Origin of the sequence: Pseudomonas viridiflava, assembly GCF_003702045.1 — a bacterium.
GTDB classification, from domain to species: domain Bacteria; phylum Pseudomonadota; class Gammaproteobacteria; order Pseudomonadales; family Pseudomonadaceae; genus Aquipseudomonas; species Aquipseudomonas viridiflava_C.
On the sequence record NZ_RBTP01000048.1, the window covers coordinates 290,544 to 303,744 of the forward strand.

The 13,201-nt window shown below is 62.9% G+C and carries 1 protein-coding gene; it reads left to right on the forward strand.

Going from position 1 to position 13,201, the window contains the following annotated elements:
- Positions 1-16: 16 nt before the first annotated feature.
- Positions 17-13,036 carry a non-ribosomal peptide synthetase gene (locus ALP40_RS16470; RefSeq protein WP_122209278.1) on the forward strand — a complete coding sequence of 4,340 codons (13,020 nt, stop codon included), beginning with the start codon at positions 17-19 and terminating at the stop codon, positions 13,034-13,036.
- The last annotated feature ends 165 nt before the right edge of the window (positions 13,037-13,201 follow it).

Consider the following 13,201-nt stretch of genomic DNA (forward strand, 5'->3'; position numbering starts at 1 on the left):
TAGCAGGAACCTCATCATGGACGCGTTCGAACTCCCCGACACTCTGGCTCAGGCGTTACAGCGTCGCGCTGCACAAACGCCTGACCAATTGGCGCTGCGTTTTCTGACCGAAGAAAACAGCAAAGGCCTGGTGTTGACCTACCGTGATCTGGACCTGCGTGCGCGCATCATCGCTGCCGCGTTGCAGCGCCAGGCTTCGCCGGGAGACCGCGCGATTCTGCTGTTCCATAGCGGGCCGGACTACGTGGCTGCGTTCTTCGGCTGCCTGTATGCCGGGGTGATCGCGGTGCCGGCCTATCCGCCGGAATCCAATCGTCGCCATCATCAGGAGCGTTTGCTGTCGATCATCGCCGACGCCGAGCCCCGTCTGCTCTTGACCGGTTCCGACCTGCAATCGGCCTTGCTGCAAATGGACGAACTCGCGGCTGCCGGTGCACCGCAATTGCTCTGTGTCGACACCCTGGACAGCGCTCAGGCTGAAGGCTGGCAAGGGCCGCAGTTGCAAAACGACGACATCGCTTTCCTGCAATACACCTCCGGCTCGACCGCTTTGCCCAAAGGCGTGCAGGTGACGCACGGCAATCTGATTGCCAACGAAATGCTCATCCGCCACGGCTTCGGCATCGACCTCAATCCCGACGATGTGATCGTCAGCTGGCTGCCGCTGTACCACGACATGGGCCTGATCGGCGGGCTGTTACAACCGATTTTCAGTGGCGTGCCCTGCGTGCTGATGGCCCCGGCGTACTTTCTGACGCGTCCGTTGCGTTGGCTGGAAGCGATCAGCGAATACGGTGGCACCATCAGTGGCGGGCCGGATTTTGCCTATCAACTGTGCAGCACGCGGGTCAGCGATTCGGCGCTGGAACGTCTGGACCTGAGCCGTTGGCGCGTGGCGTATTCCGGCTCCGAGCCGATCCGTCAGGACAGCCTCGATGCATTCGCCGACAAGTTCGCCGGTTGCGGCTTCACGCCCGACAGTTTCATGGCGTCCTACGGGCTGGCCGAGGCCACGCTCTATGTCGCGGGTGGTAAGCGCGGCCACGGCATACCTTCGTTGCGTCTGGACGAAGCGGCGCTGGCACGCAATGTCGTCGAGCTGGGCGAGGGCAGTACGGTGATGAGTTGCGGCACCGGTCAGCCGGGTCATGGCGTACTGATCGCTGATCCGAACACCTTGCAAGTGCTGGGCGACAATCACGTCGGTGAAGTCTGGGCTACCGGCCCGAGCATCGCCCACGGTTACTGGCGCAACCCCGAAGCAACGGCAAAGACCTTCGTCGAGCATGAAGGCCAGACCTGGCTGCGCACCGGAGACCTGGGCTTTCAGCGCCACGGCGAGCTGTACATCACCGGACGCCTGAAAGACATGCTGATCGTGCGCGGGCAGAACCTTTATCCGCAGGACATCGAGAAGGTCATCGAGCGCGACGTTGACGTGGTGCGCAAAGGGCGCATCGCAGCGTTCGCAGTTATCCAGTCGGGTAATGAAGGCATCGGCATCGCGGCGGAAGTCAGCCGCAGCGTGCAGAAAACCCTCTCGTCCGACGCGTTGATCAACGTGATCCGCCAGGCGGTGGCCGACGCGTTTCAGGAAGCGCCGACAGTCGTGGTGCTGCTCAATCCCGGCGCGCTGCCCAAGACTTCCAGCGGCAAATTGCAACGCTCGGCCTGCCGCACGCGTCTGGCCGATGGCAGCCTGGACAGCTACGCGGTGTTTCCCGGGAACACCTCCAAAAAGGCGACGCAGGTTCATGCCACAGGCTCGCAGCTGCTGGCAAAAGTCGCTGACGTCTGGTGTGAGCAGTTGCAGCGCGAGCAGATCAGCGCCGATGACCATTTCTTCCTGCTGGGCGGCAATTCGATTGCCGCGACTCAGGTGGTTGCGAAGCTGCGTGAGGTGCTGGGCATCGACCTGAGCCTGCGTCTGTTGTTCGAAGCGCCGACGCTGGGTGCGTTCGTTGCTCAGGTCGAAGCGCTGCAATTGACCGCGCAGCAAGGCGATGCGCCCAGCGAAAACGCTATCACACGCCTGCCGGGCAACGAGCATCTGCCGCAATCCCTGGCACAGAACCGCTTGTGGTTTGTCTGGCAGCTGGACCCGCACAGCAGCGCCTACAACATCCCCGGCGGCCTGCATCTGCGTGGCGAACTGGACCGCACGGCCCTGCGCGACAGCTTTCAACGGCTGATCGAGCGCCATGAGTCGCTGCGTACCCGCTTTTACGAACAGGACGGCGTGGCGTTGCAGCGCATCGACCCGGCAGGCGAGTTCCAGTTACAGGTGCTGGACATCAGTGATCTGTCAGACGATCAGCGGCAGATGCGTGCGCGGACGATTCGCGAAGAACAGGCGCGCCAGCCGTTCGACCTGCAACACGGGCCGCTGTTGCGCGTCACGCTGGTGCAACTGGACGATGAAGAGCACCAACTGCTGGTGACGCTGCATCACATCATCGCCGACGGCTGGTCGCTGAACGTGCTGATCGACGAATTCTCGCGCCTTTACGCGGCGGCGGTGCAAGGGCAGTCGGTTGAGCTGGCACCGCTGGCACTGCGTTATGCCGACTATGGCCAATGGCAGCGTGAATGGTTGGGGCGTGGCGAAGCGCAGCGCCAGCTTGATTACTGGAAACAGCAACTGGATGACGAGCAGCCTGTGCTCGCGCTGGACACCGATCATCCGCGCTCGGCACGCCAGCAACACAGCGCCGACCGCTACAGCCTGCGCTTGAGCGCCGAGCTGAGCGCCGGCGTGCGCAACACCGCGCAAGCCTGGCAATCGACGTCGTTCATGCTGTTGCTGGCCAGCTTCCAGACGTTGCTTTATCGCTACAGCGGACACACCGACATTCGCATCGGCGTGCCCGGTGCCAACCGTCCGCGCCATGAAACCCAGGGCATGATCGGCTTTTTCATCAACACGCTGGTGCTGCGCACGCAGCTTGATCCTCGCCTTCCGTTCTCGGCGTTGCTGGCCCAGACCCGTCAAACGGCACTGGACGCCCAGGCTCATCAGGACGTGCCGTTCGATCAACTGGTCGAAGCGTTCCCGCAGGCACGCGAGCACGGTCTGTTTCAAGTCATGTTCAACCATCAGCAGCGCGACCTGAGCGCCTTGCGCCGCTTGCCGGGGCTGCTGGCCGATGAATTGCCGTGGCACAGCCGCGAGGCCAAGTTCGACCTGCAACTGCACAGCGAGGAAGACAAAAACGGTCGCCTGACCTTGTCCTTCGATTACGCCGATGGGCTGTTCCAGCGAGACACCATCGTGCGTATGGCGCAGCACTATGTGCAGGTACTGACTCAGGTCAGCCAACAGGCACAGATCGCGCTGGCTGATCTGCAATTGCTCAGCGACGACGAGCAAACGCAACAGGCACAGTGGAGCAGCGCGCCGCGTGCGCCTGCGACTCAATGGTTGCCCGAGCAGCTCAATCGGCAGGCCCGCGAGACCCCTGAACGGATTGCGCTGATGTGGGAAGGCGGCAGCCTCGACTTCGCCAGCCTGCATGCCCACGCCAACCGTCTGGCCCATTATCTGCTCGACAAGGGCGTCGGCCCGGATGTAAAAGTGGCGATTGCCGCCGAGCGTTCACCGCAACTGTTGATTGGCTTGATGGCGATTCTTAAGGCCGGTGGTGCCTACGTGCCGCTGGACCCGGATTACCCGACCGAGCGCCTGGCCTACATGCTCAATGACAGCGGCGTCGAACTGCTGTTGACCCAAACCCCTCTGCTAGGCGATTTGCCAAGCGCCGTCGGCGTTTGCACTGTCGCGATGGACACGCTGAACCTGGAGAGCTGGCCGGTCAGTGCGCCGGGCCTGCATGTGGAGGGCGATAACCTCGCGTACGTGATTTACACCTCCGGTTCCACCGGGCAACCCAAGGGCGTCGGCATGACTCACGCCGCACTGGCCGAGCGTTTGCAATGGATGCAGGCGGCTTACGCGCTGGATGATACGGATGTGCTGATGCAGAAGGCCCCGATCAGTTTCGACGTGTCGGTGTGGGAATGCTTCTGGCCGCTGATCACCGGTTGCCGTCTGCTGCTGGCCGGTCCCGGCGAACACCGCGATCCGCATCGCATCGCACAGTTGGTCACGGATTACGGTGTCACCACGCTGCACTTCGTGCCGCCGCTGTTGCAGGTGTTCATCAACGAGCCGCTCACCCGGGAGTGCAACAGCCTGCGTCGTCTGTTTTCAGGGGGCGAAGCGCTGCCTGGCGAGCTGCGCAATCGTGTGCTGGAGCAACTGCCGAACGTGCAGTTGCACAACCGTTATGGCCCGACTGAAACCGCCATCAACGTCACCCACTGGCATTGCCAACGGACGGATGGCGAACGCTCGCCGATTGGCCAGCCGCTGGGCAACGTGCTGTGCAGGGTGCTCGATAGCGAGCTGAATCCGGTGCCACAAGGTGTTGCGGGCGAGCTGTGTATTGGCGGGATTGGTCTGGCGCGGGGCTATCTGGATCGCCCGGCGCTGACGGCAGAGCGTTTCGTGGCCGATCCAATGGGTGAGGCGGGCGAGCGGCTGTATCGCACCGGCGATCGGGTGCGCTGGACTTCCGATGGCGCGCTGGAATACCTGGGGCGTCTCGATCAGCAGGTCAAGCTGCGCGGCTTTCGGGTCGAACCGCAGGAAATCGAAGCGCGTCTGCTGGCTCAGCCGGGTATTGGCCATGCGGCAGTGTTGGTGCGCGAAACAATTGCCGGTCCGCAACTGATCGGCTATTACACCGCAGCGCTTCAGGGTGAACGCGAGGCCGAACAGGTTGAGCGCATCCAGTCTGCGCTGGCGCTGGAACTGCCGGATTACATGGTTCCGGCGCAACTGTTGCGCCTGGACAGCATGCCGCTTGGTCCGAGCGGCAAGCTTGATCGTCGCGCCTTGCCCGAGCCGCAATGGCAGACCCGCGAGCATGTCGAGCCGCAGTCGGCGTTGCAAAAGCAGATCGCCGCCATTTGGCGCGACGTGCTGGGCGTGCCGCGTGTCGGCTTGCGCGACGATTTTTTCGCCTTGGGCGGCCATTCGTTGCTGGCGACCCAGATCATTTCCCGCGTGCGTCAGGCCTGCGACATTGATCTGCCGTTGCGTACGCTGTTCGAGTCCACCGAGCTGGATGCTTTCTTTGAACAGGTTGAGGCCATTCAGGCGTCCGGCGTACGTGGCAGCCTGCAACCGATCCATCGTGTCGACCGCAGCCAGCCGGTGCCGTTGTCCTATTCGCAACAGCGCATGTGGTTCCTCTGGCAGATGGAGCCGGACAGCCCGGCCTACAACGTGGGCGGCATGGCGCGCTTGAGCGGCGTGCTGAATATCGAACGTTTCGACGCCGCGCTGCAAGCCCTGATCCTGCGTCACGAAACCCTGCGTACCTCCTTCCCGAGCGTCGACGGGGTGGCGTTCCAGAAGGTCTGCGAGCAGACCGGCGTGCGTGTGCGCTGGGAAGATTTTTCCGCGTGGCCTGCCGATGATCGTCAGCAGCGGCTTCAGGCGCTGGCCGACAGCGAGGCGCACCAGCCATTTGATCTGGAAACCGGACCGCTGCTGCGTGCCTGTCTGGTCCGTGCGGGTGAGCTGGAGCACTACTTCGTGCTGACGTTGCACCACATCGTCACCGAAGGCTGGGCGATGGACATTTTCGCCCGCGAATTGGGGCTGCTGTACGAAGCCTTTCTGGAAGGCAAGCCGTCGCCGCTGGAACCGCTGGCGGTGCAATACCTGGATTACAGCGTCTGGCAGCGTCAGTGGATGGAGGCGGGCGAGCGCCAGCGCCAACTGGATTACTGGACGGCGCAACTGGGTAACGAGCATCCGTTGCTGGAACTGCCCAGCGACCGTCCGCGTCCGCCGGTGCAGAGCCATCAGGGCGAGCTGTACCGTTTTGATCTGCACGCCGATCTGGCGGCAAAAGTGCGCGCCTTCAACGCGCAAAACGGCCTGACCCTGTTCATGACCATGACCGCCACGCTGGCGGTGTTGCTTTACCGTTACAGCGGCCAGACCGACCTGCGCATCGGTGCGCCGGTCGCCAACCGGATCCGTCCGGAAAGCGAAGGCCTGATTGGCGCGTTCCTCAACACCCAGGTGCTGCGTGTGCAGCTCAACGGACAGATGAGCGTGGCGCAGTTGTTCGAGCAGGTGCGGCATACCGTCATCGAAGGCCAGTCGCATCAGGACTTGCCGTTCGACCATCTGGTCGAAGCGCTGCAACCCCCACGCAGCGCCGCCTACAACCCGCTGTTTCAGGTGATGTGCAACGTGCAACGCTGGGAATTCCAGCAGCGCCGCGAACTGGCCGGGATGACGGTCGAGTATCTGCTCAACGATGCGCGGGCGACCAAGTTCGACCTCAATCTGGAAGTCACCGAACTGGATCATCGTCTGGGTTGCTGCCTGACGTACAGCACTGACCTGTTCGACGAGCCGCGCATCGCCAAAATGGCCGGACATTGGCTCAACCTGTTGCAAGCGCTGCTGGCCGATCCGCAGCAACGCCTCAGCGAACTGCCGCTGTTGCAGAACGCCGAGCGTCAGCAGTTGCTTGAGAGCCTGGGCGTCGAAGCGGGCGAACAGCGCCTGGATCAGTGCATTCATGAACTGTTTGCCGAGCGAGCGCGTCTGCGTTCGAACGCGCCAGCGCTGACGTTTGCGGGCGAAACCCTGAGCTACGCCGAGCTGGACAGCCGGGCCAACCAACTGGCCTGGATGCTGCGCGAGCGTGGCGTCGGTCCGCAGGTGCGTGTCGGCCTGGCGCTGGGGCGCTCGCTGGAATTGGTAATCGGTTTGCTGGCGATCCTCAAGGCCGGTGGCGCCTACGTGCCGCTGGACCCGGAATACCCGCTGGAGCGCTTGCAGTACATGATCGAAGACAGCGGCGTCGGCCTGCTGTTGAGTGATCGTGGGATGTTTGCCGCCCTCGGCGAACTGCCTGACGGCGTGGCGCGCTGGTGCCTGGAAGACGACCTACCGCTGTTATCGACCTATCCGCAACGCGAATTACCGTTTATCAGTTTGCCGCAGCATCAGGCATACCTGATCTACACGTCAGGCTCGACCGGCAAGCCCAAGGGCGTGGTGGTGTCTCATGGCGAAATTGCCATGCATTGTCAGGCCGTGATCCGACGATTCGACATGCAGCCTGACGATTGCGAGCTTCATTTCTATTCGATCAACTTCGATGCTGCCACCGAGCGTTTGCTGGTGCCGTTGCTCGCGGGTGCAAGGGTGGTGCTGCGCGCTCAAGGCCAGTGGGACGCTGAGGAAATCTGCACCCTGATCCGCGAGCAGCAGGTCAACATTCTCGGCTTCACGCCCAGCTATGGCAGCCAGTTGGCGCAATGGCTGGCGACCCAGGGCCAGACCTTGCCGGTGCGCATGTGCATCACCGGCGGCGAAGCGTTGACCGGCGAGCACCTGCATCGCATCCGCGCGGTGTTTCAGCCTGCGCTGTTCTTCAACGCCTACGGCCCGACCGAAACCGTGGTCATGCCGCTGGCCAGTCTGGCCCCGCAGCAACTGCCGGAAGGCGAGGCTAGCGTGCCGATTGGCCAGGTGGTGGGCGCCCGCGTCGCCTACATCCTTGATGCCGATCTCGCACTGGTGCCGCAAGGCGCGAGTGGCGAGTTGTACGTTGGCGGACCGGGTCTGGCGCAGGGCTATCACCAGCGGCCGGGCATGACCGCCGAGCGTTTCGTGGCCGATCCGTTCAGCGGACAGGGCGGGCGTCTGTATCGCACTGGCGACCTGGTGCGCCAGCGTGCCGATGGGCTTGTCGAGTACCTGGGACGAATCGACCATCAAGTGAAAATTCGCGGCTTTCGCATCGAGCTGGGCGAAATCGAAACCCGTCTGCTGGAGCACAATGCCATTCGCGAGGCCGTGGTGTTGGCGCTGGACACACCATCGGGCAAGCAACTGGCGGGCTATGTGGTCAGTGAAGTGGCCGGGCAGGGCGACGAGCAGCACGTACAATTGCGCGAATCGCTCAAGTTGCACCTCAAAGCGCAGTTGCCGGATTACATGGTGCCTGCACACTTGATCCTGCTGGATAGCATGCCGCTGACGGCCAACGGCAAACTCAACCGCCGCGCTTTGCCCGCGCCGGACCCAGCGCTTAATCGTCAGCAATATGCGGCACCGGTCAGCGACCTTGAGCGTCAACTGGCGGCAATCTGGTGCGCGGTGCTAAACGTGGCGCAGGTCGGTCTCAACGACAACTTCTTTGAACTGGGCGGCGATTCGATTTTGTCGATCCAGGTGGTCAGTCGCGCACGTCAGGCCGGAATTCATTTCACGCCACGTGATCTGTTTCAGCATCAGACCGTATATACCCTTGCTGCCGTCGCGACGACTCAGGCGCTGATTCAGGCCGAGCAGGGCGCGGTGACCGGCGAATCGGGCTTTACGCCGATTCAGCACTGGTTCTTCGAAACACCGATTCCGGCGCGTCAACACTGGAACCAGGCGCTGGTGCTGGAACCTGTTACCCGGCTGGATGCTCGTATGCTGGAGCTCGCGCTGGACGCGGTGCTCGAACAGCATGACGCACTCAGACTCGGGTTTTCGGAGCAAAGCGGTCGCTGGCGCGCCGAGCACCGCACCGCTGTCACGCAGGACGCGCGCGTGCATCATGCGCAGGTAGCAGACATGAGCGAGTGCGCCGGATTGTTTGAACGGGCGCAGCGCAGCCTTGATTTGCAAAACGGCCCGCTGTTGCGTGTCGTGTTGGTGGACGGTCCGCTGGGTGAGCAACGCCTGCTGATGGCCATTCATCATCTTGTGGTCGATGGTGTGTCCTGGCGTGTGCTGCTTGACGATGTGCAGACGTCCTATCGGCAGCTCAGCGAAAACCAGCCGGTTCGTTTGCCGGCCAAGACCAGCGCTTTCCGGGACTGGGCGAGTCGCTTGCAGGCCTATGCCGGCAGCGAGTCGTTGCGTGAAGAGCTTCAATGGTGGCAACGCCAGCTCAGCGGTCCGACCGCGACGCTGCCGTGCCAGGCCCCGCAGGGCGGTCAGCAGAATCGTCACGCCCGAACCCTCAGCGTGCGATTGGATGCCAGTAGCACCCGGCACCTGCTGCAACAGGCGCCGAGCGCCTACCGGACCCAGGTCAACGACTTGCTGCTGACCGCATTGGCGCTAGTAGCGTGTCGCTGGAGCGGTCAGGCCTCAACTCTGATTCAACTCGAAGGCCACGGCCGCGAAACCCTGTTCGACGACATCGACCTGACCCGTACCGTGGGCTGGTTCACCAGTGCCTATCCGTTGCGCCTGACCCCTGTCCTCGACCACGCAGAACCGGGTGAGTCGATCAAGGCTATCAAGGAACAACTGCGCCAAGTGCCGCACAAAGGGCTGGGTTACGGCGTGTTGCGTTACCTTGCCGATGACAGCAGCCGCAGCGCCATGCAGGCACTGCCCGTAGCGCCAATCACCTTCAACTACCTGGGTCAGTTCGACCAGAGCTTTGACAACGATGCGCTGTTCCTACCACTGGAAGCATCGGCTGGCGCGGCCCACGATCCGGATGCGCCGCTGCCCAACGAGCTGAGCATCGACAGTCAGGTGTACGGCGGCGAACTGGTGCTGCGCTGGACCTTCAGCGCCGAGCGTTATCAGCCAGAAGCCATCGAAGCGCTTGCGCAGGATTATCTGCAGCAGTTGCAGGCGTTGATCAGCCATTGCCTGACCGAAGGCAGTGGCGGTCTGACGCCGTCGGACTTCCCGCTGGCCGGTCTGGATCAGGCGCAACTCGACACGTTGCCCGTTCCGGCAGCCCGAATTGAAGACGTCTACCCGCTGACCCCAATGCAGGAAGGCATGCTGCTGCACACGCTGCTGGAACCCGGTACGGGTCTGTATTACATGCAGGACCGCTACCGCATCAACAGCGCGCTGGACCCGCAACGTTTCGCGCAGGCCTGGCAAGCAGTGATCGCCCGCCACGAAGCCCTGCGCGCCTCGTTCTGCTGGGACATCGGCGAAACCATGCTGCAAGTCATTCACAAACCGGGCAGCACGCCCATCGATTACCTGGACTGGCGCAATGTGGCCAGCGATCAGCAGGAGCCGCGCTTGCAGACCCTGCTCAAGTCCGAGCGCGAGGCCGGGTTCGATCTGCTGCGTCAACCGCCGTTCCACCTGCGCCTGATCCGCGTGGACGAGGCGCGCTACTGGTTCATGATGAGCAACCACCACATCCTCATCGATGCCTGGTGCCGCTCGCTGCTGATGAACGATTTCTTCGACATCTACACCGCGCTGGGTGAAGGGCACGAGGCACAACTGGCTCCGGCACCTCGCTATCGCGACTACATCGGCTGGCTGCAACGCCGGGGCCTGGCGCAAGCGCGTGACTGGTGGCGTCAGAACCTGGCGGGCTTCGAGCGGCCGACGCCTATTCCGAGCGACCGTCCGTTCTTGCGTGAACACGCCGGCGACAGCGGCGGCATGGTGGTCGGCGACTGCTACACCCGTCTCGACGTGGCGGATGGCGCGCGACTGCGTGAGTTGGCGCAGCAGCATCAACTGACCGTCAACACCTTCGCCCAAGCGGCGTGGGCCCTGACGTTAAGGCGTCTGAGCGGTGATCGCGACGTGGTGTTCGGTGTCACCGTGGCAGGCCGCCCAGTGGAATTGCCACAGATGCAGCGCACCGTCGGGCTGTTCATCAACACCATCGCGCTGCGTATCGGCATGCCGGGCGATGATCAGCGTTGCAGCGTGCGCCAGTGGTTGAGTCAGTTGCTGGACAGCAACATGCAGCTGCGCGAGTACGAATACCTGCCCCTGGTGGCCATTCAGGAAAACAGCGAACTGACCAAGGGCCAGCCGCTGTTCGACAGCCTGTTCGTGTTCGAGAACGCGCCGGTGGAAGTCTCGGTGCTGGACCGCGCACAGAGCCTGAACGCCACCTCCGATTCCGGCCGCACCCACACCAACTACCCGCTGACGGCGGTCTGCTACCCCGGCGATGACCTGGGCCTGCACCTGTCCTACGACCAGCGCTACTTCGAGGAGTCGACCGTGCAGGGCATGCTCGGCGACTTTAAGCGCCTGCTGCTGGCGCTGGTCGAAGGCTTCCACGGCAACATGGCTGAGCTGCCGCTGCTCGGCGAACAGGAGCGTCAATTCCTGCTTGATGGCTGCAACCAGAGCGAGCGCGCCTATCCGCTGGAGCGTAGCTATGCCGAGTTGTTCGAGGCGCAGGTTGACGCGTACCCCGAGCGCATTGCCGTGAGTTGTCTTGAACACCGCTCCAGCTACGCCGAACTCAATGGCGCTGCCAACCGATTGGGCCATGCCTTGATCAAGGCCGGTGTCGGTATCGATCAGCCGATTGCGCTGCTGGCCGAGCGTGGGCCAGAGCTATTGGGCATGATCATCGGCAGCTTCAAGGCTGGTGCCGGTTACCTGCCGCTGGACCCGGCGCTGCCCAATCCTCGCTTGAGCGGGATCATCGGCCAGAGCCATACGCCGGTTCTGGTGTGTACTGAGCAGTGCCTGGCGCAGGGCAGGGCGTTGCTGGATGCGTTGCCCGAAAGGGACCGTCCGCGCCTGCTGATCTGGGAAACCGTTCAACAGGAGCAAACCACGCAGCACAATCCAGGCCGCTACAGCGCGCCGGACAACCTGGCCTACGTGATCTTCACCTCGGGTTCGACCGGGCTGCCGAAGGGCGTAATGGTCGAACAGCGTGGCATGCTCAATAACCAGTTGAGCAAAGTGCCTTACCTGAGCCTCAGTGATCAGGACGTGATTGCCCAGACCGCTTCGCAAAGCTTCGATATCTCGGTCTGGCAGTTCCTCGCGGCGCCGCTGTTTGGCGCCCGGGTCGACATCGTGCCCAACGACATCGCCCGCGACCCACAGGCATTGCTCAAGCATGTGCAGGCGCAGGGCATCAGCGTGCTGGAAAGCGTACCGTCACTGATCACCGGTCTGCTGGCCGAAGAGCAGGCAACACTCGACAGCCTGCGCTGGATGCTGCCGACGGGCGAAGCGATGCCGCCGGAACTGGCCAGCCAATGGCTGCAGCGCTACCCGCATATCGGGCTGGTGAATGCCTACGGTCCGGCTGAGTGCTCGGACGACGTGGCGTTTTTCCGGATCGATGCGGCGTCCACACGCAGTACCTACCTGCCCATCGGCTTGCCGACCGACAACAACCGTTTGTACGTGCTGGATGACGCGTTGGCGCTTGTGCCGCTCGGCGCAGTCGGCGAGCTATGTGTGGCGGGGACCGGTGTCGGGCGCGGTTATGTCGACGATCCGTTGCGCACCGTGCCGGTGTTCGTGCCCAACCCGTTCGGGGCACCGGGCGAGCGGCTGTATCGCACCGGTGACCTGGCGCGCCGCCGCAGCGACGGGGTGCTGGAATACGTCGGCCGGGTCGATCATCAGGTCAAGATTCGTGGCTACCGCATCGAACTGGGCGAGATCGAAACCCGTTTGCAGGAGCATGCCGCGATTCGCGAATCGGTGGTGCTGGATATCGACGGTCCGCTGGGCAAGGTGCTGGCGGCTTACCTGGTGCCCGCCGGTGCCGTGCAGGATCCGGACGCCTTGCGCGATGACCTGAAGAGCCAGCTCAAGGCCAGCCTGCCGGACTACATGGTGCCGTCGCATCTGGTGCTGTTGGAGCGGATGCCGCTGACCCCTAACGGCAAGCTGGATCGCAAGGCCCTGCCTGCGCCGGACATCAGCCTGGCGCAGCAGGACTACGTCGCGCCGCAGAGTGAAATGGAGCAGCAACTGGCGGCGATCTGGGCCGACGTCTTGAAGGTTGAGCGGGTTGGCATCACCGACAATTTCTTCGAGCTGGGCGGGCACTCGTTGCTCGCCACGCAGGTCGTGACGCGTGCGCAGAAGCAGCTTCAGCGCAACGTGCCGCTGCGGGCGATGTTTGAATTCAACACTGTGCAGGCTTTGGCGCAGCACCTGGAAAGCGTAGGCGGGCCGAAGGTCGATGAGCAGAAATTCGATCGGCTGGCCGACTTGATGGCGGAACTGGAAGGGCTCTGATCAGCCTGTCGTCGGGCTGTTGGCCTTATGGATGAAAAACTCGTTACCGAGTGTAAATCCGCAGGTCGCTGGCGCGTTTTCAAGGGAAGGAACAAATGCCTGAATCGGCCGTGTCTCGTACCGGTCGGTTGAGGTCATTCAACGGTTTCGCTCATCAAACAGCGT

Excerpts from the sequence above, each read along its gene's own strand:
- ALP40_RS16470 (WP_122209278.1), top strand. The coding sequence starts at position 17 with ATGGACGCGTTCGAACTCCCCGACACTCTGGCTCAGGCGTTACAGCGT.